Raw genomic sequence first — 25,823 nt, 5'->3', positions numbered from 1 at the left:
CGAGTGTCTCTGATCGCTTCTGACCACTTCCGCATCGTTGTCGGCCTCGGCAAGAGCGGCATGTCCCTGGTTCGCTTCCTGGCGAACCGGGGCGTGGCGTTTGCTGTGGCCGACACGCGGGAAAATCCACCGGAACTGGCCACGCTCCAGCGTGACTATCCGCACGTGGAAGTGCGTTGTGGCGAGCTGGACGTCGAATTCCTGTGCCGTGCCGACGAGCTCTACGTGAGCCCCGGCCTGGCGCTGGCGACCCCGGCCCTGCAAGCCGCCGCGGCCCGTGGCGTGAAGCTGTCCGGCGACATCGAGCTGTTCGCGCGTAACGCGAAGGCGCCGATCGTGGCCATCAGCGGTTCCAACGCAAAAAGCACCGTCACCACCCTGGTCGGCGAGATGGCGGCTGCGGCCGGCAAACGTGTGGCCGTGGGCGGCAACCTCGGTACGCCGGCGCTGGATCTGCTCAGCGATGACGTCGAGCTGTACGTGATGGAGCTGTCGAGCTTCCAGCTGGAAACCACCGACCAGCTCAACGCCGAAGTGGCGACCGTGCTCAACATCAGCGAAGACCACATGGACCGCTACAGCGGTCTGCCGGCCTATCACCTGGCCAAGCACCGGATCTTCCGTGGCGCCAAGCAGTTCGTGGTCAACCGTCAGGACGCATTGACCCGTCCGCTGATGGGCGAGGGCCAGCCGTGCTGGACCTTCGGCCTGACCAAACCCGATTTCAAGGCATTCGGCCTGCGCGAAGAGAATGGCGAGAAATACCTGGCCTTCGAATTCCAGAACCTGATGCCGGTGCGTGAACTGAAGATTCGCGGCGCCCACAACCAGTCCAACGCCCTGGCGGCGCTGGCGCTCGGCCACGCGGTCGGACTGCCGTTCGACGCCATGCTGGCAGCGCTGCGCACCTTCGCGGGTCTCGAACACCGTTGCCAGTGGGTGCGTGATCTGGACGGCGTCGGTTACTACAACGATTCCAAAGCCACCAACGTCGGCGCTGCACTGGCCGCCATCGAAGGCCTGGGTGCGGACATCGACGGCAAGGTCGTGCTGATCGCCGGTGGCGACGGCAAGGGTGCCGAATTCAAGGACCTGCGCGATCCGGTTGCAACTCATTGCCGCGCCGTGATCCTGATGGGCCGCGACTCCGACAAGATCGGCGAGGCCATCGGCGATGCCGTGCCGCTGATTCGCGCCACTTCGTTGATCGACGCGGTCGAACAATGCCGTGCCGCCGCCCAGCCGGGTGACGTGGTGCTGCTGTCGCCGGCCTGCGCCAGTTTCGACATGTTCAAGAATTACGAAGACCGTGGTCACCAGTTCGTCCGCGCCGTGGAGGATCTGGCATGAGCTTGAGAAACATCATCAAGCCATACCCGTCGCCGCTGATCACCGGACGCGGAATCGACCTCGACTTCCCGATGCTCGCCGGTTGCCTGGCGTTGCTCGGTCTGGGCCTGATCATGATCGCTTCGGCATCGACAGAAGTCGGCGCGGCGCAGTCGGGCAGTGCTCTTTATTACATGACCCGTCACCTGATCTACGTGGTGCTGGGCCTGGGCGCGTGCGTCGTCACCATGATGATTCCGATCGCCACCTGGCAGCGGCTGGGCTGGCTGATGCTGATCGGCGCGTTCGGCCTGCTGGTAATGGTGATCATCCCGGGGATCGGTCGTGAGGTGAACGGTTCGATGCGCTGGATCGGTTTCAGCTTCTTCAACGTTCAGCCCTCCGAGATCGCCAAGGTGTTCGTGGTGATCTACCTCGCCGGTTATCTGGTGCGTCGTCAGAAAGAAGTGCGCGAGAGCTGGATGGGCTTCTTCAAGCCGTTCATCGTGCTGCTGCCGATGGCGGGCCTGTTGCTGATGGAGCCGGACTTCGGTGCCACCGTCGTGATGATGGGTGCTGCGGCGGCGATGCTGTTCCTCGGCGGGGTCGGGCTGTTCCGTTTCTCGCTGATGGTGGTGCTGGCCGTCGGTGCGGTGGTGTTGCTGATTCAGATGCAGCCGTACCGGATGGCGCGTCTGACCAACTTCGCCGACCCATGGGCCGACCAGTTCGGTGCCGGTTATCAATTGTCGCAAGCCTTGATCGCATTCGGTCGCGGTGAATGGCTGGGCGTTGGCCTGGGCAACAGCGTGCAGAAACAGTTCTACCTGCCGGAAGCCCACACCGACTTCGTGTTCTCGGTCCTGGCCGAGGAGCTCGGCGCGGTGGGCTCGCTGTGCACCGTGGCACTGTTCGTGTTCGTGTGTATTCGCGGCATGTACATCGGTCTGTGGGCCGAGAAAGCCAAACAGTTTTTTGCCGCTTATGTTGCCTACGGGCTGTCGTTCCTGTGGATCGGCCAGTTCCTGATCAACATCGGCGTGAACGTCGGCCTGCTGCCGACCAAGGGCCTGACCTTGCCGTTCCTCAGTTATGGCGGCAGTTCCCTGGTGATCTGCTGCGCCTGCCTTGGCCTGTTGCTGAGGATCGAGTGGGAGAGTCGGACCCACCTGGGCAGTGAAGAGATGGAATTCCATGAGAGCGACTTCGCCGAGGAGCCGAACCATGGGCGCTAACGTATTGATCATGGCCGGCGGCACCGGTGGCCACGTGTTCCCGGCACTGGCCTGTGCCCGCGAATTCCAGGCGCGCGGCTACACCGTGCACTGGCTCGGCACGCCGCGCGGGATCGAGAACGATCTGGTGCCGGCGGCGGGTCTTGAATTGCACCGCATCAACGCCACTGGCCTGCGTGGCAAGGGCAAGCTGTCGCTGCTCAAGGCGCCGTTCATGTTGCTGAAATCGGTGTGGCAGGCGCGGGCGATCATTCGCCGCTTGCGTCCGGTGTGCGTGGTCGGATTCGGCGGCTACGTGACCGGTCCCGGTGGTCTTGCCGCCAAACTGGCCGGCGTGCCGGTGATCGTTCATGAGCAGAACGCCGTGGCCGGCACCGCCAATCGGTTGCTGGTGCCGTTCGCCGCCCGGGTGTGTGAAGCCTTCCCCGACACCTTTACCCTGTCGGACAGCCGCCGTACCACCGGTAACCCGGTGCGCAGCGAGCTGTTCCTCGAAACACCGCGCCCGGCCCTGGCCGGACGCAAGGCGCGTTTGCTGATCCTGGGCGGAAGCCTGGGCGCAGAGCCGTTGAACAAGTTGCTGCCTGAAGCCCTGGCACACGTCGCTGCCGACTTGCGTCCGGAAGTGTTCCATCAGGCTGGCAGAAACCACGATGAAGTGACTGCAGAGCGCTACCGCGCCGCCGGCGTGGATGCGCAGGTGCAGCCGTTCATCAAAGACATGGCCCAGGCCTATGGCTGGGCTGACCTGGTGGTGTGCCGCGCCGGCGCATTGACCATCAGCGAACTGGCTGCCGCCGGTCTGCCCTCGATGCTGGTGCCGTTGCCCCATGCGATCGACGATCACCAGACCCGCAACGCCGATTATTTGGCCCGTGAAGGCGCTGCCTTCCTGATGCCACAAAGAACGACTGGTGCCGCGGACCTTGCCGCGCGCCTGACAGAGGTCTTGATGCAACCGCAACGACTCGAAGAAATGGCCCAAGCGGCCCGCCGTCTGGCAAAACCCGAAGCCACCCGTAGCGTGGTCGATACCTGTCTGGAGGTGGCCCATGGTTGAGAATCAGAAAGCCATGCCGCAACCGGAAATGCGCCGCATCCGTCGCATCCACTTCGTCGGGATCGGCGGCGTGGGCATGTGCGGTATTGCCGAAGTGTTGCTGAACCTGGGTTACGCCGTATCCGGTTCCGACCTCAAGGCTTCGCCGGTAACCGAGCGTCTGGAATCGTTCGGTGCACAGATCTTCATCGGCCACCGTGCCGAGAACGCCGCGGCCGCCGATGTGCTGGTGGTGTCGAGCGCCGTCAACACTTCCAACCCGGAAGTGGCGACTGCCCTTGAGCGCCGCATCCCGGTGGTGCCGCGTGCCGAAATGCTTGCCGAACTGATGCGCTACCGCCACGGCATCGCCGTCGCCGGTACTCACGGCAAGACCACCACCACCAGTCTGATCGCTTCGGTGTTCGCGGCCGGTGGCCTGGATCCGACCTTCGTCATCGGTGGCCGTCTGAACGCCGCGGGCACCAATGCCCAGCTCGGCACCAGCCGTTACCTGATCGCTGAAGCCGATGAAAGCGACGCAAGCTTCCTGCACCTGCAACCGCTGGTCGCCGTGGTCACCAACATCGACGCCGACCACATGGCGACCTACGACGGCGACTTCAACAAACTGAAGAAAACCTTCGTCGAGTTCCTGCACAACCTGCCGTTCTACGGTCTGGCAGTGGTGTGCCTGGACGACCCGGTGGTGCGTGAAATCCTGCCGCAGGTCAAACGTCCGGTCGTTACCTATGGCTTCAGCGAAGAAGCCGACGTGCGTGCGATCAATGTTCGCCAGCAGGGCATGCAGACCTTCTTCACCGTGCTGCGTCCTGATCGCGAGCCGCTGGATGTGTCCGTGAACATGCCGGGCAACCACAACGTGCTCAACGCGCTGGCCACCATCTGCATCTCCACCGACGAAGGCGTCAGCGACGAAGCCATCGTCCAGGGCCTGTCCGGGTTCCAGGGTGTCGGCCGGCGCTTCCAGGTCTACGGCGAACTGCCGGTGGACGGCGGCAACGTGATGCTGGTCGATGACTACGGTCACCACCCGACCGAAGTCGCGGCCGTGATCAAGGCCGTGCGAGGTGGCTGGCCTGAGCGCCGTTTGGTGATGGTTTACCAGCCGCACCGCTACAGCCGCACCCGCGACCTGTACGACGATTTTGTCAATGTACTGGCCGACGCCAACGTGCTGCTGCTGATGGAAGTCTATCCGGCCGGCGAAGAGCCGATCCCGGGCGCCGACAGCCGCAAGCTGTGCAACAGCATCCGCCAGCGTGGTCAGCTCGACCCGATCTACATCGAGCGCGGTGTCGATCTGGCGCCGCTGGTCAAGCCGCTGCTGCGTGCCGGCGACATTCTGCTGTGCCAGGGCGCCGGTGATATCGGCGGTCTCGCACCGAAACTGTTGAAAAGCGAGTTGTTCGCCGGTGCCGTGGCGGCCTCGGTCGAGGGGAAGTTGAAATGACTGCTGCCTACGCCAATCTGTTCTCCACCATCGCCCCGAAGGATTTCGGCCGTGTGGCCGTGCTGTTCGGTGGCCTGAGTGCCGAGCGTGAAGTCTCGCTGAAGTCCGGCAACGCCGTGCTCGCTGCGCTGCAAAGCGCCGGTGTGGACGCGTTCGGCATCGACGTCGGCGCCGACATTCTGCAGCGCCTGCTGAGTGAAAAGATCGACCGCGCGTTCATCATCCTCCACGGTCGTGGCGGTGAAGACGGCAGCATGCAGGGCCTGCTCGAAGTGGCCGGCATTCCATACACCGGCAGCGGCATCCTGGCTTCGGCACTGGCGATGGACAAACTGCGCACCAAGCAGGTCTGGCACACGCTCGGGATTCCGACGCCGCGTCACGCCGTGCTGCGCAGCGAGGCCGATTGTATTTCCGCAGCGACGGAACTGGGCTTCCCTTTGATCGTCAAACCGGCGCATGAAGGTTCAAGTATCGGGATGGCCAAAGTGAGTTCTGCGTCCGAGTTGATCGACGCATGGAAAGCGGCCAGTACCTACGATTCACAAGTGTTGGTCGAGCAATGGATCCACGGTCCGGAGTTCACCATCGCCACCCTGCGTGACCAGGTGTTGCCTCCTATCGCCCTGGGTACGCCACACACGTTCTACGACTACGACGCCAAGTACATCGCCAACGATACCCAGTATCGGATTCCGTGCGGGCTCGATGCCGCCAAGGAAAAAGAGCTCATGGACCTCACGGCGCAAGCCTGCGAGGCGCTGGGGATCGCCGGTTGGGGCAGGGCGGACGTGATGCAGGACGCCGACGGCAAATTCTGGTTTCTGGAAGTCAACACCGCTCCTGGCATGACCGATCACAGCCTGGTACCGATGGCGGCGAAAGCGGCCGGTCTGGATTTCCAGCAGCTGGTCCTGGCCATTCTGGCCGCCAGTGTCGATGCCGATGGCAATAAAGAGGCGCGAGGTTAAGACCATGCAAGGCGCACAGCTCAGACATCAGCCACCTGCACCCGGCCGCAAGCCGGTGCCGCGGGGTGCCAGCCGAATGGTGGCCAAAGAGCCGATGTCCGCGCGCCTGCCAAAAGCCAACTTCGGCTTTTTGAAAGGTCTGTTCTGGCCGGTTCTGCTGGTGGCCCTGGGCTTCGGCACTTACGAAGGCGCACAGCGTTTGCTGCCGTACGCCGACCGGCCGATCACCAAGATCGCCGTGCAGGGCGACCTGAGTTACATCAGCCAGCAAGCGGTGCAGCAGCGGATCGCCCCGTACGTGGCGTCGAGCTTCTTCACCATCGACCTGGCGAGCATGCGCACGGAGCTTGAGCAGATGCCGTGGATCGCCCACGCCGAAGTACGTCGGGTGTGGCCGGACCAGGTGGTGATCCGCCTCGAAGAGCAACTGCCGGTGGCCCGCTGGGGCGACGAGTCGTTGCTCAACAACCAGGGCCAGGCGTTCACGCCCAAGGAACTGGCGAACTACGAACACCTGCCGCAGCTGTTCGGTCCGCAGCGGGCCCAGCAGCAAGTGATGCAGCAATACCAGGTGCTGAGCCAGATGCTTCGGCCATTGGGCTTCTCGATTGCGCGGCTCGAGCTGCGTGAACGCGGCAGCTGGTTCCTGACCACCGGTGCCGGCAGTTCCGGCCCCGGGATCGAGCTGCTGCTGGGACGCGGCAACCTGGTGGAAAAGATGCGCCGCTTCATTGCCATCTATGACAAGACGCTCAAAGAACAGATTACGAACATTGCGCGCATCGATCTGCGCTATGCCAACGGCCTCGCTGTTGGCTGGCGGGAACCAGTAGCGCCGACGACAGCCCAACCCGCTGTCGCAAAGAATTAAGAAGAGGCAGGACCCATGGCAAACGTGCAAAGCGGCAAAATGATCGTCGGTCTCGATATCGGCACCTCCAAAGTGGTGGCGCTGGTCGGCGAGGTTGCGGACGACGGCACGCTCGATATCGTCGGGATCGGCACTCATCCGTCCCGCGGCCTGAAAAAAGGCGTGGTGGTCAACATCGAGTCCACCGTGCAGTCGATCCAGCGCGCGATCGAGGAAGCCCAGTTGATGGCGGGTTGCCGCATTCACTCGGCGTTCGTCGGCGTGGCGGGCAATCACATCCGCAGCCTGAACTCCCACGGCATCGTCGCGATCCGTGATCGCGAAGTCAGCGCGGCGGACCTGGAGCGCGTACTCGACGCTGCCCAGGCCGTGGCGATCCCGGCCGACCAGCGTGTGCTGCACACCCTGCCGCAGGATTACGTGATCGATAACCAGGAAGGCGTGCGCGAGCCGCTGGGCATGTCCGGCGTGCGTCTGGAAGCCAAGGTTCACGTGGTCACCTGCGCCGTCAATGCCGCACAGAACATTGAAAAATGTGTGCGCCGCTGCGGTCTGGAAATCGACGACATCATTCTCGAGCAACTGGCCTCGGCCTACTCGGTCCTGACCGACGACGAAAAAGAGCTGGGCGTGTGCCTGGTCGACATCGGCGGCGGCACCACCGACATCGCGATCTTCACCGAAGGCGCGATCCGCCACACGGCCGTGATCCCGATCGCAGGCGATCAGGTGACCAACGACATCGCCATGGCGTTGCGCACCCCGACCCAGTACGCCGAAGAGATCAAGATCCGCTACGCCTGCGCCCTGGCCAAACTGGCCGGTGCCGGCGAGACCATCAAGGTGCCGAGCGTCGGCGACCGTCCGCCGCGCGAACTGTCCCGTCAGGCACTGGCCGAGGTGGTCGAGCCGCGTTACGACGAACTGTTCACCCTGATCCAGGCCGAGCTGCGTCGCAGCGGCTACGAAGACCTGATCCCGGCCGGCATCGTACTGACCGGTGGTACCTCGAAGATGGAAGGCGCCACCGAGCTGGCCGAAGAAATCTTCCATATGCCGGTCCGCCTGGGCGTGCCGCATGGCGTGAAAGGTCTGGATGACGTGGTACGCAACCCGATTTATTCCACTGGCGTTGGCTTGTTGATGTACGGCCTGCAGAAGCAGTCCGACGGGATCTCGTTCTCGGGCATCGGCAGCCGCGACAGCTACAGCAACGATGAGCCGCAGGCGCCGTTGCTGGACCGTTTGAAGAAGTGGGTTCAAGGCAACTTCTAACGCTTTACCGCAGCACCGCAACAAACAGCAGTAGGCGAAAAAACTAGAGAATGTAAGGAGAGGGAAAATGTTCGAACTCGTAGACAACATCCCCGCAAGCCCGGTAATCAAAGTTATCGGTGTTGGCGGTGGCGGCGGCAACGCTGTCAACCACATGGTCAAGAGCAACATCGAAGGCGTGGAATTCATCTGCGCCAACACCGATGCTCAAGCGCTGAAAAACATCGGCGCGCGCACCATTCTGCAACTGGGCACCGGCGTGACCAAAGGCCTGGGCGCCGGCGCCAACCCGGAAGTCGGTCGTCAGGCTGCGCTGGAAGATCGCGAGCGCATTGCTGAAGTGCTGGCCGGCACCAACATGGTGTTCATCACCACCGGCATGGGCGGCGGTACCGGTACCGGTGCTGCGCCGATCATCGCCGAAGTGGCCAAGGAAATGGGCATCCTGACCGTTGCGGTCGTGACCCGTCCGTTCCCGTTCGAAGGCCGCAAGCGTATGCAGATCGCCGACGAAGGCATCCGCATGCTCTCGGAAAGCGTCGACTCGCTGATCACCATTCCGAACGAAAAACTGCTGACCATCCTCGGCAAGGACGCAAGCCTGCTGTCGGCTTTCGCCAAGGCTGACGATGTACTGGCCGGCGCCGTTCGCGGTATCTCCGACATCATCAAGCGTCCGGGCATGATCAACGTCGACTTCGCCGACGTACGCACCGTGATGAGCGAAATGGGCATGGCGATGATGGGCACTGGCTGCGCCAGCGGTCCGAACCGTGCACGTGAAGCGACCGAAGCGGCCATCCGCAACCCGCTGCTGGAAGACGTGAACCTGCAAGGCGCACGCGGCATCCTGGTGAACATCACTGCCGGTCCTGACCTGTCCCTGGGTGAGTACTCCGACGTGGGTTCGATCATCGAAGCCTTCGCTTCCGAGCACGCGATGGTCAAGGTCGGTACCGTTATCGATCCGGACATGCGCGACGAACTGCACGTGACCGTGGTTGCCACCGGTCTGGGCGCGAAAATCGAGAAGCCTGTGAAGGTCATCGACAACACCGTTCACACCTCGATGGCGGCTGCTCAAGTGCAGCAACCGGCACCCGCTCGTCAGGAACAGCCAGCGGTAAACTACCGTGACCTGGACCGTCCGACCGTCATGCGCAACCAGGCTCAGGCCGGTGCTGCGACTGCCGCGAAGATGAATCCGCAAGATGACCTGGACTACCTGGACATCCCGGCTTTCCTGCGTCGTCAGGCCGATTGATGAAATGTATCAGGGGTATTCAGGTGATTGGTGTTCAGCAAAGGCTCGGTCTGCTATCATCGCCAGCCTTTGTTGATACCAGTTCGCAATTTGCGCTGAAGCGGCCCATGCCATGATTAAACAACGCACACTGAAAAATATTATCCGTGCCACCGGTGTAGGTCTGCACTCCGGGGAGAAGGTTTACCTGACCCTCAAGCCTGCACCTGTCGATACCGGGATCGTCTTTCGTCGTGCCGATCTCGATCCGGTTGTCGAGATACCGGCTCGCGCGGCCAACGTCGGCGAGACAACCATGTCGACGACGCTGGTCAACGGTGACGTGAAGGTAGACACGGTGGAGCACCTGCTCTCGGCCATGGCTGGCCTGGGCATCGATAACGCCTACGTCGAGCTCTCCGCGTCTGAAGTCCCGATCATGGATGGCAGCGCAGGACCTTTCGTATTCCTGATTCAATCGGCTGGCCTGGAAGAACAGGACGCCGCCAAGAAATTCATCCGCATCCTGCGTGAAGTGACAGTGGAAGACGGCGACAAGCGCGCCACTTTCGTCCCTTTCGAAGGGTTCAAGGTGAGCTTCGAGATCGATTTCGATCACCCGGTTTTCCGGGACCGCACCCAAAGTGCAAGCGTGGATTTTTCCAGCACTTCGTTCGTAAAAGAAGTCAGCCGCGCCCGTACTTTCGGTTTCATGAGTGACATCGAGTACCTGCGCAAGCACAACCTCGCACTCGGCGGCAGCGTGGAAAACGCGATCGTGGTCGATGCCGATGGCGTACTGAACGAAGACGGCCTTCGCTATGAAGACGAATTCGTGAAGCACAAGATCCTCGATGCGATTGGCGACCTGTACCTGCTGGGCAACAGCCTGATTGGTGAGTTCAAGGGCTTCAAGTCCGGCCACGCACTGAACAACCAGCTGCTGCGCAAGTTGATTGAGCAGAAAGATGCCTGGGAAGTCGTGACGTTCGAAGATGCCAGCACTGCACCAATCTCTTACATGCGCCCGGTTGCGGCGGTGTAAGTAAAAAACCTCTCTAGTTTTTTGAAGGCCACCTTTGGGTGGCCTTTTTTTATGCCTGTTCTCAGGCCACGACGACCCGGTTTCGCCCACCTTCCTTGGCCTGATACAACGCCCTGTCCGCCGCGAACAACAGCTGTTCCAGGCTGATTTCGCTCGCCGCCGTCCAGGTGCTGATGCCGATGCTCACGGTCATCGGTGACTGGTCTTCATTGACGCTTGGCAGTTGTTCCACCGCTGCACGGATGTGCTCGGCGATCTGCTGCGCCCCGACGCTGTCGGTTTCCGCGAGAATCACCGAAAACTCCTCACCGCCATACCGTGCCACCAGATCCGCCGGACGCCGCACATTGGCGGTGATTACCCTCGCCAGTTCACGCAACGCCTGATCCCCGCCTTGATGCCCGTGGCGATCGTTGAAGGCCTTGAAGTGGTCGGCGTCGATCATCAGCAATGACAGTGGCTTGCCCGAGCGCTGGGCACGAAACCACTCGTGGCGTAGTGACTGATCGAGCATCCGACGGTTGGCGACCCCGGTCAGGGCATCGGTCGCCGCCAGTTGCGCCAGTTCGCGTTCGGCCCGCTGGCGCAGGCGCAGCTCCCGGGCCAACAGCCAGGTCAGCCACAGCAGGCCGGCACACAGCACGCCGGTGGCGCCGCTGATCAGGATCGCCGTGCGTCGCCACGCGCCGAACACTTCTTCGCTGGACAGGGCAACGATCACCGTCAGTGGGAGATTGCCGACCCGCGAATAGGTGTACAGCCGTTGCTGATAATCCATGCTCGAAATGCTGTTGAAACTGCCATTGCCGTTGTTGTCGCGCAGGATCCGCACCACATTGGGCCGGGCGGCAAAGCTCTTGCCGATCGAATCGCTCTGCAGATAAGGCTTCTGTGCCAGCAGGATGCCATCGTTGTTGATGATGTTGAGGGTGCTGTCGACGCCGATGTCGAGGCTGTTGAACAGTTGATCGAAGTAATCGAGTTTCATCGACGCCACGGCCACGCCCAGAAACTCGCCGGTGTCCGAAGAGATGCGCCGGCTGAAACTGATTCGCCACTGATCCGCGTCATCGCAGTCGCAACGGGGTTTGAACGGACGGCTGATGAACATGCCGGAGTCGCGCTTGAAGGCGTGGGCGAGGAAGTAGTCGCGGTCGGCGAAATTGCCCGGCAGTGGATCGACCCGCGAGGAGTCGGCAATCACGTCGCCATACTTGTCGAGCAACAGGATGTCGCCCTTGAAGCGCGCCGTAGTGGAGCGATCGAACAGCGCCAGATGGCGGATCTGCGGCGACACGTCTTTCAGGTCGTCACGCTGGGCGGCGGCGATCAGCCCTTGCAGCGTCAGGTCATACAGCTCGACGGTGCGCAGCACGTCGGCGTCGATCAGCTGGGCGATGGTGGTGGCGCCGCGGGTGGCCGATTCCTGAGCGTTGGCGTGTTCGCGGATCAGCAGGAACGTGACGATGCACACAATCGCGATCACGCTCAGCAGGCTGCCGAGGATCAGCAGCAGCTCGGAGCGTCCGGTCGTGCCGGGAACGGTAGGGGTGCGGCTCGCGATCATGGTTCGGTTTCGGTAAGGGATTCTTGTAAGCGTAGTTGTACCCGCTTCGCTGCCACAGGCAAGAAAAAGGCCAGCGCATCAGGCTGGCCTTTTACTGTAGCGCCGATCTTAGAAGACGTTGATCGGGTAGTCGATGATCACACGGTATTCATCTGTGTCCGTATCCAGCGCGCCGTAACCGTTGCCGCCACGGTTGGTCGCCCATTGCAGGCGTACCGCCAGGTCCTTGGCCTGACCGCTTTGCACCACGTACTTGAGGTCGATGTCGCGCTCCCAGTGCTTGGCGTTGCGGCCTTCGGCGCTGTACCACGAGGCGTAACCCTTGCTGTCCGGATCGACCTTGGTCAGGTCCAGCGTACCGCGCGAATAGGACAGCGACGAGGTCAGGCCCGGCAGGCCGACGCCGGCGAAGTCGTAGGCGTACTTGAGTTTCCACGAGCGCTCGTTCGGGCCGTTGAAGTCCGAGTACTGCTGCGAGTTGTCGAGGTAAACGCTGTCACCCTGGCTGATGTAATCGAACGGTGTGTTGCCGTTGACCCGCTGATACGCGGCGGTAACGCTGTGGCTGCCGATGCCGACGGTGAAATGCAGGCTATAGGTGTTGTTGTCGATGTTGCCCAGCAGCGCGTCGCCGGTGTCCTGCGTGTGATAGAAGTGCAGGCCCGGGTTTAGGGTCACCAGATCGTTCAGCGCCCAGGTGTAGTCGAGGTCGTAGTAGTACTGGTTCCAGATGTCCTTCAGTTCGGAGGCATACAGGCTGCTGGTCAGGCCTTCGACGCCACTAAAGGCAACGCCGGCCCAGTTCAGGTGCTGGCTCTTGTCGCCGTCGGCGAAGGTGCCATAAGAGGTGCCGATGCGTTTGTGGCCGCTCTGGTTGTAGGGCTTGGTGAAACTGGCCTGGCCGCCTTCGATCATCCAGCCGTCGAAGCTGTGGTTGGTCAGGCTGAGGCCGCGAAAGGTCTGCGGCAGCATGCGCGTCTCGCCACCGGCGATCACCGGGTTGGCGAGGAACAGGTCGCCGGCCTTCAGCTCGGTATCGAATGCACGCATCTTCAAGGTGCCGCCCGCCGTGGAGAACGAGCCCGGCGCTTTGCCGCTGCCGTCACTGACCGGCAGGATGCTGGAGTTGTCGGTGCCGCCACCGCCGTCGAGTTTCAGACCGAGCATGGCGTGCGCATCGATGCCGAAGCCGATCGTGCCTTCGGTGTAGCCCGACTCGAATTTGCCGAGGAAACCCTGGCCCCACTCGATGTTGTCATCCGTCTGCTGCAGACGGTTGCGGTTCATGTAGTAGTTGCGGGCGTTGAGGTTGAGGCTCGCGCCTTCGACGAATCCTTGTTGCTCGGCTTCGGCAGCGTGGGCGGCGGGGGCAATCGTTGCGGCAATTGCAATGAACAGCGGGGTGAAGCGAACTGGGTAACGCACGTGCGGTAAAGCTCCTTGGGGTCAACTGACACTTCAATGTCTTGAGGTGCGGGATGTTTCTAATTGTTAAAGACGAACCGGACAGCTTACAGACCACAACGAAAAAAGGCCGCTGAAAATCAGCGGCCTGCAAGGACGACGGTTGAACGGGAAGAGCCAAACAACCGCGTCGAGGGAAACGGAGCGGTGCGCGCCTCAGCTGTCTTTCTCTGAAGCCTGAGTCTGGGAAGTTGCGGCCTGAGGGGCTTGCGTGGCGTCTTGAGCCTTGGCCATCACTTCTGCCTGATGCTGTTCGAATGCGTGAGCGCGAGCGGCGTTTTGCGCTACGAACGACTGCGATTCTTCAGCCATCGCCATCGGCGACAGGATCAATGAGGACAAAACGAAAGCGCTGGCAATACCCATACTGTTGGACATCTTGAAAACCTTCTTGCTTGGCAAGTGCTGTTTGGTGCGGGCAAAGATAAGGTTGCCGGGCGTTGGGAAACAGCGTGATTTTCATAAATGACTGTTACAGCAGAAGCAAAGATCAACAGGTGATCATTCCCGGACTCGGCGTGGGAACACCTTGATGGAAGCTCTGTGTTCGACTTTGGAATGGAACGCGGAGCGTCCCGGGCTGCATTCCCACGCGGACGGTTCGACGCCTCGACGTGGGAACGATCGGGAGAGGGGTCAGACCGGGAGGTGGATCCCGAAAGTGTTCATCCCGCGATCACTGCGCACAAACACATCGCCGCCGTGCATCAGCGCAATCGCCTTGACGATCGCCAGGCCCAACCCATGGTTGTTGCCGCTGTTGCTGCGCGAAGCATCGACCCGGTAGAAGCGCTCGAACAACCGCGGCAAATGCTCGCTGGCAATCGGCGAACCGGGGTTGGCCACGCCGATGCTGACCTGATGGTCCTCGACCGCGATCTGCACTTCGATCACCTGTCCCGGTGCGGTGTGTTGCACCGCGTTGCTCAGCAGATTGATCAAGGCCCGGCGCAGATGGGCGATCTCGATCTGCACCTGCGCGTCGCCGCTTACCCGAACCTGGACTTGCGCATCTTCGAGGATGAAATCGAGGTATTCGAGGGTGGTCGCCACTTCATCGGCCAGCGAGGTCGAGGTCAGTTTGGTGGCCTTGCTGCCCTGATCGGCGCTAGCCAGGAACAGCATGTCGTTGATGATCGAGCGCAGGCGTTCCAGTTCTTCGAGGTTGGATTGCAGCACTTCGAAATAATGCTCGGCAGAGCGTCCGCGAGTGAGGGCGACCTGGGTCTGGCCGATCAGGTTGGTCAGCGGCGAGCGCAGCTCATGGGCAACGTCGGCGTTGAACGATTCCAGCCGCGAATAAGCCTGTTCAACCCGCTCCAGCGTCGAGTTGAACGAGTCGACAAACTGCTCCAATTCCGGCGGCAACGGCGACAGACGCAGGCGTCCGGCCCGCAACGGCGGCGCCAGACGCTGGGCTTCGTGGGACAGTTTGATCAGCGGCTTGAGGCCGATCCGCGCCACCCAGTAACCCAAGGCCGAGGCCAGCAGCACGCCGATCACCGCCAGACTGACCAGCGCAATCAGCAACTGATGCTGGGTCTGGTGAAAGGTCTCGGTGTCGATGCCGATCATGAAGCGCAGCGGCGGGCGCTGATCCTTGGCCGGCAGTTCGGTGAGCAGCACTTTGAGCGGATAGGGATGGTCGGGCAGTTGCAGGTCGCGCATGCCCAGCGGGCCTTGGGCAAACGCGCGGATCAAGGCATCCGGCTCGCCGAATTCGTAGCCTGGATTGCCGCTGACCACCCAGAAGCGGATGCGCTTGTCTTCTTCGCCGAGTAGCTTGAGCTTGGCGTTGATCTTCACCCAATGCTCGGGGGTGCCATAGCGGTTGAGCGCGGATTCCAGCACGCTGTAACGCGCATCGAGTTCCGCTTCCGGCAGCAGGCCGAGGCCTTTGTCCACTTGTTGATACAGCGCGCCGCCGATCAACAGGAACACCAGCAGCGCCACTAGCGTGAACATCCCGCTCAGGCGCAGGGCGATGGAATTACTGGACACCACGGCTCTCCAGCACATAACCCATGCCGCGGATCGTGTGCAGCAGTTTCTCGTCGAACGGCCCGTCGAGCTTGGCTCGCAGGCGCTTGATCGCGACTTCGACCACGTTGGCGTCGCTGTCGAAATTGATGTCCCAGACCATCTCGGCAATCGCGGTTTTCGAGAGGATTTCGCCCTGACGCCGGGCTAGCACGCTGAGCAGCGAAAACTCCTTCGCGGTCAGATCCAGCCGGGTGCCGGCGCGGGTGGCCTTGCGGCTGATCAGGTCAATCCACAGGTCGGCGATGCTCACTTGCACCGGTTCATGGCCGCCACTGCGCCGGGTCAGTGCTTGCAGGCGCGCCACCAGTTCGAGGAAGGAGAACGGTTTGCCGAGGTAATCGTCGGCGCCGTCGCGCAGACCGCGGATCCGGTCTTCGACACGCTCGCGGGCGGTGAGCATGATCACCGGCGTCTGCTTGCGCGCACGCAACGCGCGCAGCACGCCGAAGCCGTCGAGGCCCGGCAGCATCACGTCGAGGACGATCACCGCGTAGTCGCTTTCCAGCGCCAGATGCAGGCCCTCGACGCCGTCGCGGGCCAGATCCACGGTGTAACCCTGTTCCGTCAGGCCGCGGTGCAGGTAGTCCGCGGTTTTCTCTTCGTCTTCGATAATCAGAACGCGCATGACCCGCCTCAGTCTGTCATTGCCAGCGCCGCGATGGGCGCAGGTTTGGGCTTGTGGAACAGCCGCTCAAGCCACAAGTATATGACCGGCGTGGTGAACAGCGTCAGCATCTGGCTGACCAGCAGGCCGCCCACAACCGCGATCCCCAATGGCTGGCGCAGTTCGGCACCGGTGCCGTAGCCGAGCATCAGCGGCAGTGCGCCGAGCAGGGCGGCGAGGGTGGTCATGATGATCGGCCGGAACCGCGTGATACACGCCTCGAAAATCGCATCCTGCGGCGACAACCCGCGATGACGCTGCGCTTCAAGCGCGAAGTCGATCATCAGGATGCCGTTCTTCTTGACGATACCGATCAGCAGCACCAGCCCGATCAGCGCCATGATCGAAAAGTCCTGGCCGCAGATCCACAGCATGATCACCGCGCCGAGACCCGCCGCCGGCAAGGTCGAAATGATCGTCAGCGGATGGACGAAACTCTCGTAGAGCACGCCAAGGATGATGTACACGGCCACCAGTGCCGCCAGAATCAGCCACGGCTGACTTTTCAATGAACTCTGGAACGCCTGCGCCGCACCCTGGAAGTTGCCGCTGATCGCGGTCGGCATGCCGATCTCGGCCTTGGCCTGGTTGAGCAGGATCACCGCATCACCCAGCGCCACGCCGGGCGCCAGGTTGAACGACAGGTTGGCGGCCGGGAACATGCCGTCGTGGGCAATCGACAGCGGGCCGATGGTTGGTGCATCGAACCGGGCCAGCGCCGACAGTGGCACCATTTCCCCGCTCAGCGGCGAGCGCAGGTAGAAATAGTTGAGGCTTTCGGCCTTGCCGCGCTGCGCGGTGTCCAGTTCCAGAATCACGTTGTACTGGTTGACCTGGGTCTGGAACTCGTTGATCTGCCGCTGCCCGAAGGCGTCGTACAGCGCCTCGTCGACATCACTCGCCGTCAGGCCGAAACGCGCAGCAGCGCTGCGGTCGATGCTGATGTGAGTGATGCTGCCGCCCAGTTGCAGGTCGTTGGAAATGTCACGGAACGCCGGGATGCTGCGCAGCTTTTCGGTGAGTTTCTGGGTCCAGGTGGCGAGGGTCGGCCCGTCATTGCTCTTGAGCACGTATTGATACTGCGCACGGCTCGGGCCGGAGCTGAGGTTGATGTCCTGGCCGGCGCGCAGGTAAAGGACGATGCCGGGGACTTTCATCAGTTGCGGACGGATGCGGTCGATGAACTGGCTAGCCGAAACATCGCGGTCACCGCGTTTTTTCAGAGCGATCCAGAAGCGGCCGTTGGCGATGGTCTGGTTGCTGCCGGACACGCCCACCGAGTGGGAAAACGCCTGGACGGCCGGGTCGGCGGCGACGATTTCGGCCATTGCCAGGTGTTTTTTCACCATGTCGCTGTAGGAAATGTCTGCAGCGGCTTCGGTGGTGCCAAGGACGAAACCGGTGTCCTGCACCGGGAAGAAACCCTTGGGGATAAACACGTAGCCGCCAATCGCCAGCGCGACGGAAATGCCGAACACGCCGATCATCAGTTTCTGGTGGGCGAGGGCGCGGCGCAGGCCTTTTTCATACCAGCCGAGCAGCCGTTCGCTGAAGCCCGGTTTGTCATGGGCGTGATGCACCGGTTTGCGCATGAACAGCGCTGCCAGCGTTGGCGCTAGCGTCAGGGATACCACGACGGAAATCATGATGGTCGAGGTGGCCGTCAGGGCGAATTCCTTGAACAGACGCCCGACCACACCGCCCATGAACAGCAGCGGAATGAACGCCGCCACCAGCGAGAAACTGATCGACACCACGGTGAAACCGATCTCGCCGGCGCCCTTGATCGCGGCGTCGCGCATGCTGTCGCCGGCCTCGAGGTGGCGGTGAATGTTTTCCACCACCACGATCGCATCGTCGACCACGAAACCCACCGCCACCACGATGGCAACGAGGGTCAGGTTGTTCAGGCTGAAACCGAGCAGGTACATCAGGGCGAAACTGGCGGTCAGCGACACGCCTAGCACCGCCGAGACGATCATCGTCGCCGACAGCTGGCGCAGGAACAGCGCCATCACCGCCACCACCAGCAGGATCGCGATCAGCAGGGTGATTTCCACTTCATGCAGCGAGGCGCGGATGGTCTGGGTGCGGTCGATCAGGGTCTTGACCTGCACCGAGGCCGGCAGCATGGCTTCGAGACCGGGCAGGGCGGCCTGAATCCGGTCCACGGTTTCGACGATGTTGGCGCCGGGCTGGCGGGAGATCACCAGGTTCACGCCCGGTCGATCACCGGCCCAGGCCTGCACGTAGGCATCTTCCGAACCGTTGACGACTTTGGCGACATCCTTGAGGTGAACCGGGGCACCGTCCTTGTAGGAAACAATGAGCTGGCTGTATTCCTCGGGGTGGAACAGCTGATCGTTGGTCGACAGCGTGGAAATGCTCGAATCGCCGTACAGCGCACCTTTGGCGAGGTTGAGGCTGGTCTGCTGGATCGCCACACGAATGTCGGCGAGGGTCAGGCCGATGGCCGCCAGTTTGTCGGCCGAAGCTTGCACGCGGATTGCCGGACGTTGCTGACCGGTGATGTTGATCTGGCCTACGCCGTCAATCTGACTGATCTGACGCGCGAGCAGGGTTTCCACAAGGTCGCTGAGCTCGGTGCCGGGCATTTGCGTCGAACTGACGCTGAGGATCAGCACCGGGCTGTCGGCCGGGTTGACCTTCTTCCAGGTCGGCAGGGTCGGCATGTCTTTCGGCAGTTTGCCGGCGGCGGTGTTGATCGCTGCCTGCACTTCCTGGGCGGCGGTGTCGATGCTCTTGTCGAGGGTGAATTGCAGGGTCAGCAGGCTGGAGCCCAGCGCACTGCTGGAGGTCATCTGGGTCATGCCGGGGATGGCGCTGAATTGCACCTCCAGCGGCGTGGCCACGGACGAGGCCATGGTGTCGGGGCTGGCGCCGGGTAACTGTGCTGAGACTTGAATCGTAGGAAATTCCGCTTCCGGCAGCGGGGCAATCGGCAGGCGCGGGAAGGCAATCACCCCGACCAGCACCAGCGCGATGGTCAGCAGAATCGTCGCCACCGGGTGATCGATGCACCAGGTCGAAACGCCTTTGTGCTGCTTCATGGTTTGGGCTCCGCTTGCACCACCTGCGGCGGTTCGCTCATGACCTGCACGGTCGAACCGGGCTTGAGCCGCGACTGGCCATCACTGACCAAAACGTCGCCGGGCTTCACGCCCTTGATGATGTCTTGACCGCTGCCCTGATAAACCATTTGCACCTGCACCGCTTCAACCTTGTCGCCGTTGACCCGGTACACGAAGTGCTGATCGAGACCGCGTTGTACGACGGTGGGCGGGACCACCAGCGCATCTTTATCCATTGCCGTCTGAATCTTTACCGTTACCAGCAGGCCCGGCCAGAGTTTCTGGTTCGGGTTGTCGAATTCGGCCTTGGCGCGGATGGTGCCAGTGTTGGCGTTGATCTGGTTGTCGATCAGGGTCAGGTGACCTTCGCCGAGCAGGTTGCCGGTTTCGCCGTCGGTGTCGGCGCCGATGTAGGCCTTGACCTGGGCGCGCTGCGGATCGCTGATCAGGCCTTGCAGGGTCGGCAGCATTTGCTGGGGCAGGGAAAACTCGACGGCGATCGGGTCGATCTGGGTCACGGTGAACAGACCCTGGGTGTCGGTCATGCGCAGGAAGTTGCCTTCGTCGACCGTGCGAATCCCGACGCGGCCGGTGACCGGAGAGCGAATCTGGGTGTAGGAAAGTTGTACCTGTGCCGCGTCAATCGAGGCCTGATTGCCTTGGGCGGTGGCCTTGAGCTGGTTGACCAGTGCCTGTTGCTGGTCGTAGGTCTGCTTCGATACGCCGTCGTCGACGCTGAGCAGTTTGTAGCGCTTGAGGTTGACCAGGGCGACTTGCAGTTGTGCCTGGCTTTCGCCCAGTTGCGCGCGGGCCTGATCGAGGCTGGCGCGGATCGAGCGGTCGTCGATGGTGGCGAGCAGGTCGCCTTGTTTCACTAACTGACCTTCCTTGACCAGGAGTTTGGTGAGGATGCCGTCGATCTGTGGGCGCACCACGACGCTGTGCAGCGAGAGGACCGAGCCGATGCCGCTGGTGTAGCGGGGGACGTCTTTTTCGCTGACGGCGACGACCCTGACCGGGATCGCAGTCGGGGCGGCAAGTTTGGCCGGTGCGGGTTTTATCGCATACCACAGGCCGGCGGCTGCGAGGGCGATCAGCAGGGTGGCGAGCAGGGCCTTTTTCTTCTGGATTTGCATGCTTGTGGGGCGCCAGGGGGACGGGGTTTGGGCAGGTTGGTTCTTTATAAACTTGTTTGGGGGTCAGGAGGGTGACGGCTAGCTGTCGCGGCTGTCAGTTTTCTTGGGTGTATATCCGTTGCTGCGGTAACGGCCGCTTATGGTTCCGCCCTTACGGCGGGTCACTTTTGGCAAACGCCCCAAAAGTAACCAAAAGGTCTGGGCCCCTGCGTTCGGCGCCTCGCTGTGGCTCGGCGTTCCTTCGTTGCGGGATTCATCCGGGGGCATCGCCTACGGTTTGCTTCGCTGCACCTCCTCTCGATGCATGCGGCTGCGCCGCACGGTCGCTGCGCTCCCACCCCCGGATAAATCCCTCCACTCAGCCTTCCGACGGGGCCGGCACGTCAAGAGCGGTACTCGAGCTAACGCTCATTGTGTTGAGTGGTGGGAAGCGAGAAGCGAGAAGCGAATGCGGACTGCTTTTGATTGATCGTTCCCACGCTCCGCGTGGGAACGCAGCCCGGGACGCTCCGCGTTCCATTTTCGGATGTTTGGAAATGTGTTGGGTGTACCGTTTGTTGCTGTAGTGCTTTTGGGTTGTGGGAGACGTGATCCGTTAGTCGACCTGTTCCAAAAAGGCACTGGTCGTACCCTTTTTGGGACTCTTTAAACTCCACACACGCAGGTATACTGCGCGCTTTCGCGGCTCGTCCACCGGGCCGGACTTTTTGCTTCGCGGAGCTTTCATGACTTCCCCAATCGACAACGCTGTGAGCGATGTCCCGGCTGAGCTGGCCGAGGCCGGTGAATCCAAGCCGACCATTCCTGCGTTCAAGTTTCCGTTCAAACCAGGTGAGCTGGCGGCTGCCAAAGCGGCGAAGCAGCCGCAGTTCAAGGGCAAGGACGGTGATCGTCACGCCAAGATTCCGGGTGTGGCGCCTTCGGGCACTCGCCGTTCGATGGGCAAGCGCTGATTCATTCCCGCCTCGGCCGTCGCTGTGATTTTCGGTCACAGTGATGGCTAATTGCTCAGTTCCTGAGCCAGATCAACGTTTAACCAGTTAGTGCGCTTAGAGTCAGCAGCCCTGCCGACTCTTTCCAATAAAACGAGCGCGCTTTCCATGAAGATCAATCTCCCGGTGACCGGGCGCAATGTCGATGTTGCGCCGGATGCGAACATTCTCTCGACCACCGATCTGACCAGCGCGATCACCTACGCCAACGACGACTTCATCAAGATCAGCGGTTACAGCCGCGACGAGCTGCTGGGTGCGCCGCACAATCTGCTGCGTCATCCGGACATGCCGGTGCAGGCGTTTGCCCATATGTGGCAGACGCTCAAGCGCGGGCGGTCGTGGATGGGGCTGGTGAAGAATCGTTGCAAAAACGGTGATCACTACTGGGTCAGTGCCTATGTCACGCCGGTCACGCAGAACGGTGCGGCGGTGGAGTATCAGTCGGTGCGTACGCGGCCGGATGCGCGGCAGATTGCGGCGGCGGAGCGGGCGTATGCGCAGTTGCGCGAGGGGCGGGTGGCGCGTTGGCAGCGGCTGCCGAGCCTGAGTTTGCGGGCGAAGATCATGGCGTTGACCAGTTCGGTGCTGGCGGTGGTGCTGGGGATTGAAGCCTGGCTGCGGCCGGAGTCCATGGGCATCGAGGCCGCTGCGCTGGTGGCCGGCAGTGGTGCGTGTGCGCTGGGCGTGGGTTGGTTATTGCGGCCGCTGGAACGTCTGACCGAGCGTGCGCGGGTGATTGCCGACAACCCGTTGAGTCAGGGCATTTATACCGGGCGGCGGGATCAGTTCGGGCAGATCGAGTTTGCATTGCAGATGCTTGAAGCGCAGGTCGGCGCGGTGGTCGGGCGGATCGGCGATGCGTCGCAACGGCTGGCCGGGCATGCGGCGCAACTGGTGGATCATCTGCATAGCAGTCATTCCAGCACGTTGGCGCAGCAGGCGGAAACCGATCAGGTGGCGGCGGCGATTCATCAGATGGCGGCCAGTGTCGCGGAGGTCGCCAGCCATGCGCAGCAGGCGTCGGTGGCGGCGGATATGGCGGGGACGGAAACCCGTGAGGGGCATCTGTTGGTCGGCGAGAGTCGCAGTGCGGTGTTGCGGCTGGCCGAGGAGTTGGGGCGGGCGACTGAGGTGATTCATCAGCTCGAAGGGCACAGCAGCGAGATTTCCGGGGTGCTGGAGGTGATTCGCAGCATCGCCGAGCAGACCAATCTGCTGGCGCTCAACGCCGCGATCGAAGCGGCACGGGCCGGGGATGCCGGGCGCGGGTTTGCGGTGGTGGCCGATGAGGTGCGGGGGCTGGCTCAGCGCACTCAGCAATCGACCAATGAGATTCAGCGGATGATCAGCACCCTGCAAAACGGCGCGCGGGATGCGGTGCTGGTGATGCAGCAGAGCAGCGAGCATGTGGATAACAGCGTCGAGCAGGCCCAGCGCGCGGCCCGGGCCCTGGACGGGATCAGCGGGCGGGTCGAGCAGATCACCGAGATGAGTCTGCAGATTGCGGCGGCGGTTGAGGAGCAGAGCGCGGTGAGTGAGGACATCAACCGCAACATCGTCAGTATTCGCACGGCGTGTGAACTGACGGTGGATGAAGGGCGCCAGAGCCAGCTCAACTCACAGGATGTGGCGGGGCTGGCAGGGGATTTGCGTTCGCTGGCGCGGGAGTTCTGGGGGCGGCGGCAGGGCGCTTAGGCCGCTCGCAGTGAGATGAACGCGTAGGTCTGCGGCGGTTCGGACACCACTTGTGCCCCGGCCGCCCGTACTTGCCCGGCGATGTCGTCGCCGGAGACATGGAACAGCCATTCGCTGGAAGCTTCGCTCAATGGCTGCGCCGTGACCTGATCGATCACCGAGGCAAACGCGCCCATGTCCGGCAGGTACGCGGTGAACCCATCGCCCTTGAGCGCGGTGGTGCGGATGCCGAGCAATCCGCAGATCGCATCCTTGATCCGGATGTCATCGCGATCCGCCTGACGGGAGCGCTGGATCAGCGTCACCAGTTCCTGATCCACCAGTTCGCTACCGACGATCAGGTCTGGCCCCTGTTCCCATGACTCCGGCGGGCAGTCCTTGGCCGCAGGGTTGAGCGGGATGTGCGGATTGATTTCGGCGGGATAGATACGGCACACCAGCGGCCGGCGCTCGTAGATGCGGCACAGCTTGTCTTCGTCAAGATTCCGGCAGGGGCCGACGTTGTAGGCGGCGAAGGTGATTGCCACATGGGCGTCGGACATTCCGCTGCGCACCACCGCCGAACGCCGTTGCGCATGTTCGCGCTGCTGTTCCGGCAGGCCCAAGCCGTTGGCAAGAAACGCCTCCACCAGCACGATCACCTGACCGCCGTCAGCCGCCCACATGCGGGCTTCGGCCAGGGTCAGGGGCACATGGTGATCGGTGCAGCATTTGCCGCAACCTACGCAGGAAAAGGTCGTATTCATTGAGCGGGCAATCTTCAATCAGGGTGTGAATCGGCGACATAAAGCCGCCGTACAGGCCCGGAGTGAAGCAAGTTGTGCGCCATGCGCTCAGGGTTTGGCGGTCGGGCGGATCGAGTCCCATTCGGTGACGAACGCGGTTTTCGATTTTTTGTTGTACAGGCACAGCTCGGTGCCTTGCTGGCCCTTCATGTGTTTTTGCGGGTACTGGCCTTGCAGCAACAGCGCGGTGTAGCCGACGCGGTCATCGAATTGCGCGGCGTTACCGACCGGTTTGGCGTTTTTCAGGCCGCTGGCCTTGGTGCAACTGGCGAGCACGGCTTTGTCGTAGGCCGCCCAGGCATCGGGGCTGGAGGCGTGGGCCAACGGGGCGATGAGGCAAAGCACGGAGAGGGCGAGGCGTTTCATGGTTCGGGCATCCCTGGAAGTTGATCGCCAAGGTTGGAGTATGCCGCAGGATTTTAGTTTGTCAGTCCGGCACCAATTCCCGGCGAACCACATACATTCCAGACATTTCGTACAAACGCTGCGCTCGCCGGTTGTCTTCCAGCACCTTCAGGTCGACAAACCCTTCGCGGCGATCCCGAAACGCCTTGAACGCATGAAGCAGCAACGCCCGACCCAATCCCCGTCCTTGGGCCCGAGGATGCACCACAAGATTCTTGATGTAGGAACTGGTCCAGCATTGCGCCACGCCGATGACGCCGTCGGCATCGCTGGCGATGAAACTCAGTGCCGGGTCGTATTCCGGATCGTTTTCGAACTGTTGTTGCCAGACGTCCAGCGCCGGCACCCGACCACCGCCTTCGCGGTAGCCGATCTGCATCAGTTCATGCACGGCGGATGCGTGTTCGGCGCTGTAGGTCGTGAGTTCGATGCCGTTCGGCCATTCGATGGCCGGCACGTCCTGGCTCAGGTCGCGCCGCATCAGAAAGCAGAACGTATCGCTCAAGACTCAGTAACCCTGGGCAGCGACGTGTTTGGCCGCTTCGATCAGGCAGTGGGTCAGCTCGGGCGAGGAGAACTTGGTCAGCACGCCGTTGGCGCCGGCGAGGCGGGCCTTTTCGCTGTTCATCGCGCTGTCCAGCGAGGTGTGCAGCAGCACGTAGAGGTGGGCGAAGTCCGGGGTCTCGCGCAGGGTGCGGGTGAAAGCGTAGCCGTCCATCTCGGACATTTCGATGTCGGAGACGATCAGATTGATCTGCTGCGCCGTGCCTTGCAGGTCCAGCAGGCAGTCGATGGCTTCCTTGGCGCTGCGCGCGGTGTGGCATTGCAGGCCGAGGTTGCGCAGGGTGTGCACCGATTGCTGTAGCGCCACCTGGCTGTCGTCGACCACCAGGATCCGCGCGCTGCCCAGCACTTCGGCGTCTTCCATGCTCAGCTCGGTCGGGACCATTTCGATCTGCGCCGGGGCGATGCCGTGGATGACTTTCTCGATGTCCAGCACCTGCACCAGCGTACCGTCGACCGAGGTCACGCCAGTGATGTAGGCGCGGGAGCCGCCGGAGCCGAACGGCGGCGGTTTGATGTCGGTGGTCAGACAATGCACGATCTTGCTCACCGCCTGCACGTGCAGGCCCTGCTTCGAACGGCTGACGTCGGTGACGATCAGGCAGCCGCCATTCGGGTCTTCCAGCGGACGCTCGCCGATGGCGCGGCTCAGGTCTATCACCGACAGCGAAGCACCGCGCAGGGTGGCGATGCCTTTGACGTGCGGGTGCGACTCCGGCAGCTTGGTCAGCGGCGGGCAGGGGATGATTTCACTGACCTTCAGCAGGTTGATCGCCATCAGCTTGCCGCTGCGCAAGGTAAACAGCAGAAGCGAAAGTGAATCTGCGCGGGCTTTGTTGGAAGACATAAAAACCTTCTGTGGAAAAAGGTGAGCGGCGACCGCACGGATCGCCAGCAGGTATCGATGCCGGGTTATCGACTTGTAACCGGC

Annotated in this window: 22 protein-coding genes and 1 pseudogene; 12 read left to right on the top strand and 11 right to left on the bottom strand. The window is 62.2% G+C overall.

The window, feature by feature from the left end; translation table 11 throughout:
- Window positions 1-3: 3 nt before the first annotated feature.
- From murD to lpxC, 9 genes are all read left to right on the top strand, one after another.
- Complete coding sequence (gene murD, locus AC1Q9F_RS12140) at window positions 4-1,350, top strand: UDP-N-acetylmuramoyl-L-alanine--D-glutamate ligase (protein ID WP_492619831.1); 1,347 nt, start codon at window positions 4-6, stop codon at window positions 1,348-1,350.
- Window positions 1,347-2,564, top strand: a complete 1,218-nt coding sequence (gene ftsW / locus AC1Q9F_RS12135) for a putative lipid II flippase FtsW (protein ID WP_007956765.1) — start codon at window positions 1,347-1,349, stop codon at window positions 2,562-2,564. Before murD ends, ftsW begins: the two co-directional genes overlap by 4 nt.
- Complete coding sequence (murG, locus tag AC1Q9F_RS12130; protein WP_492619832.1) at window positions 2,554-3,624, top strand: undecaprenyldiphospho-muramoylpentapeptide beta-N-acetylglucosaminyltransferase; 1,071 nt, start codon at window positions 2,554-2,556, stop codon at window positions 3,622-3,624. The genes ftsW and murG overlap by 11 nt, the downstream gene beginning before the upstream one ends.
- The gene (gene murC, locus AC1Q9F_RS12125; protein WP_207983891.1) at window positions 3,617-5,077 is read left to right on the top strand and encodes a UDP-N-acetylmuramate--L-alanine ligase; all 1,461 of its coding nucleotides are present in this window, start codon (window positions 3,617-3,619) and stop codon (window positions 5,075-5,077) included. The genes murG and murC overlap by 8 nt, the downstream gene beginning before the upstream one ends.
- A complete protein-coding gene (locus AC1Q9F_RS12120) occupies window positions 5,074-6,048 on the top strand; it encodes a D-alanine--D-alanine ligase (RefSeq protein WP_492619833.1) in 975 nt (324 codons plus the stop codon). The genes murC and AC1Q9F_RS12120 overlap by 4 nt, the downstream gene beginning before the upstream one ends.
- Before the next feature lie 4 nt (window positions 6,049-6,052).
- Window positions 6,053-6,919, top strand: a complete 867-nt coding sequence (locus tag AC1Q9F_RS12115; RefSeq protein WP_007956757.1) for a cell division protein FtsQ/DivIB — start codon at window positions 6,053-6,055, stop codon at window positions 6,917-6,919.
- Window positions 6,920-6,934: 15 nt separating this feature from the next.
- Window positions 6,935-8,194: a cell division protein FtsA gene (ftsA, locus tag AC1Q9F_RS12110; protein ID WP_127799830.1), complete on the top strand. Its 1,260-nt coding sequence runs from the start codon at window positions 6,935-6,937 to the stop codon at window positions 8,192-8,194.
- A 67-nt stretch (window positions 8,195-8,261) separates the two neighbouring features.
- Entirely contained in the window at window positions 8,262-9,458 is a 1,197-nt protein-coding gene (ftsZ, locus tag AC1Q9F_RS12105) for a cell division protein FtsZ (RefSeq protein WP_007956754.1), read from the top strand.
- Between the two features lie 112 nt (window positions 9,459-9,570).
- Window positions 9,571-10,482 (top strand): UDP-3-O-acyl-N-acetylglucosamine deacetylase, encoded by a 912-nt coding sequence (gene lpxC / locus AC1Q9F_RS12100; RefSeq protein WP_007956752.1) that lies wholly within the window; start codon window positions 9,571-9,573, stop codon window positions 10,480-10,482.
- 61 nt (window positions 10,483-10,543) lie between these two features.
- Here the strand turns inward: lpxC and AC1Q9F_RS12095 are convergent, their stop codons facing one another.
- The 7 genes from AC1Q9F_RS12095 to AC1Q9F_RS12065 all read right to left on the bottom strand — a co-directional run bounded on the left by AC1Q9F_RS12095 (window position 10,544) and on the right by AC1Q9F_RS12065 (window position 20,448).
- Complete coding sequence (locus AC1Q9F_RS12095) at window positions 10,544-12,049, bottom strand: sensor domain-containing diguanylate cyclase (protein ID WP_492619834.1); 1,506 nt, start codon at window positions 12,047-12,049, stop codon at window positions 10,544-10,546.
- Between the two features lie 108 nt (window positions 12,050-12,157).
- Window positions 12,158-13,474, bottom strand: a complete 1,317-nt coding sequence (locus AC1Q9F_RS12090) for an OprD family porin (RefSeq protein WP_492619835.1) — start codon at window positions 13,472-13,474, stop codon at window positions 12,158-12,160.
- A 195-nt stretch (window positions 13,475-13,669) separates the two neighbouring features.
- The gene (locus AC1Q9F_RS12085) at window positions 13,670-13,891 is read right to left on the bottom strand and encodes a hypothetical protein (protein ID WP_127799824.1); all 222 of its coding nucleotides are present in this window, start codon (window positions 13,889-13,891) and stop codon (window positions 13,670-13,672) included.
- Window positions 13,892-14,149: 258 nt separating this feature from the next.
- Entirely contained in the window at window positions 14,150-15,514 is a 1,365-nt protein-coding gene (locus AC1Q9F_RS12080) for a heavy metal sensor histidine kinase (protein ID WP_007956745.1), read from the bottom strand.
- Window positions 15,504-16,181 (bottom strand): heavy metal response regulator transcription factor, encoded by a 678-nt coding sequence (locus tag AC1Q9F_RS12075; RefSeq protein ID WP_003228008.1) that lies wholly within the window; start codon window positions 16,179-16,181, stop codon window positions 15,504-15,506. Before AC1Q9F_RS12075 ends, AC1Q9F_RS12080 begins: the two co-directional genes overlap by 11 nt.
- 8 nt (window positions 16,182-16,189) lie before the next feature.
- Entirely contained in the window at window positions 16,190-19,291 is a 3,102-nt protein-coding gene (locus AC1Q9F_RS12070) for a multidrug efflux RND transporter permease subunit (protein ID WP_492619836.1), read from the bottom strand.
- On the bottom strand, window positions 19,288-20,448 hold the full coding sequence (locus tag AC1Q9F_RS12065) for an efflux RND transporter periplasmic adaptor subunit (RefSeq protein ID WP_492619837.1): 1,161 nt from the start codon (window positions 20,446-20,448) through the stop codon (window positions 19,288-19,290). The genes AC1Q9F_RS12070 and AC1Q9F_RS12065 overlap by 4 nt, the downstream gene beginning before the upstream one ends.
- Before the next feature lie 725 nt (window positions 20,449-21,173).
- Between AC1Q9F_RS12065 and AC1Q9F_RS12060 the strand changes: the two genes are divergently transcribed.
- The 3 genes and pseudogenes from AC1Q9F_RS12060 to AC1Q9F_RS12050 all read left to right on the top strand — a co-directional run bounded on the left by AC1Q9F_RS12060 (window position 21,174) and on the right by AC1Q9F_RS12050 (window position 23,138).
- Entirely contained in the window at window positions 21,174-21,401 is a 228-nt protein-coding gene (locus tag AC1Q9F_RS12060; protein ID WP_039765632.1) for a hypothetical protein, read from the top strand.
- Window positions 21,402-21,548: 147 nt separating this feature from the next.
- Window positions 21,549-21,830, top strand: a pseudogene (locus tag AC1Q9F_RS12055) (PAS domain-containing protein); the annotation flags it as partial.
- A gap of 243 nt (window positions 21,831-22,073) precedes the next feature.
- Window positions 22,074-23,138 carry a methyl-accepting chemotaxis protein gene (locus AC1Q9F_RS12050; RefSeq protein WP_492620018.1) on the top strand — a complete coding sequence of 355 codons (1,065 nt, stop codon included), beginning with the start codon at window positions 22,074-22,076 and terminating at the stop codon, window positions 23,136-23,138.
- Here the strand turns inward: AC1Q9F_RS12050 and AC1Q9F_RS12045 are convergent.
- The 4 genes from AC1Q9F_RS12045 to AC1Q9F_RS12030 all read right to left on the bottom strand — a co-directional run bounded on the left by AC1Q9F_RS12045 (window position 23,135) and on the right by AC1Q9F_RS12030 (window position 25,739).
- A complete protein-coding gene (locus AC1Q9F_RS12045) occupies window positions 23,135-23,884 on the bottom strand; it encodes a YkgJ family cysteine cluster protein (protein ID WP_492619838.1) in 750 nt (249 codons plus the stop codon). The two genes, AC1Q9F_RS12050 and AC1Q9F_RS12045, sit on opposite strands and share 4 nt — an antisense overlap.
- Window positions 23,885-23,971: 87 nt before the next feature.
- The gene (locus AC1Q9F_RS12040) at window positions 23,972-24,289 is read right to left on the bottom strand and encodes a hypothetical protein (RefSeq protein ID WP_039765638.1); all 318 of its coding nucleotides are present in this window, start codon (window positions 24,287-24,289) and stop codon (window positions 23,972-23,974) included.
- Between the two features lie 61 nt (window positions 24,290-24,350).
- Window positions 24,351-24,809 (bottom strand): GNAT family N-acetyltransferase, encoded by a 459-nt coding sequence (locus tag AC1Q9F_RS12035; RefSeq protein WP_492620019.1) that lies wholly within the window; start codon window positions 24,807-24,809, stop codon window positions 24,351-24,353.
- Between the two features lie 27 nt (window positions 24,810-24,836).
- Window positions 24,837-25,739, bottom strand: a complete 903-nt coding sequence (locus tag AC1Q9F_RS12030; protein WP_492619839.1) for a chemotaxis protein CheV — start codon at window positions 25,737-25,739, stop codon at window positions 24,837-24,839.
- Between the last annotated feature and the right edge of the window lie 84 nt (window positions 25,740-25,823).

The organism is Pseudomonas sp. GW823-FHT04A03, from assembly GCF_058796615.1.
Note: the sequence above shows the minus strand (reverse complement) of the source record. Positions and strands in the feature narration are given on the sequence as shown.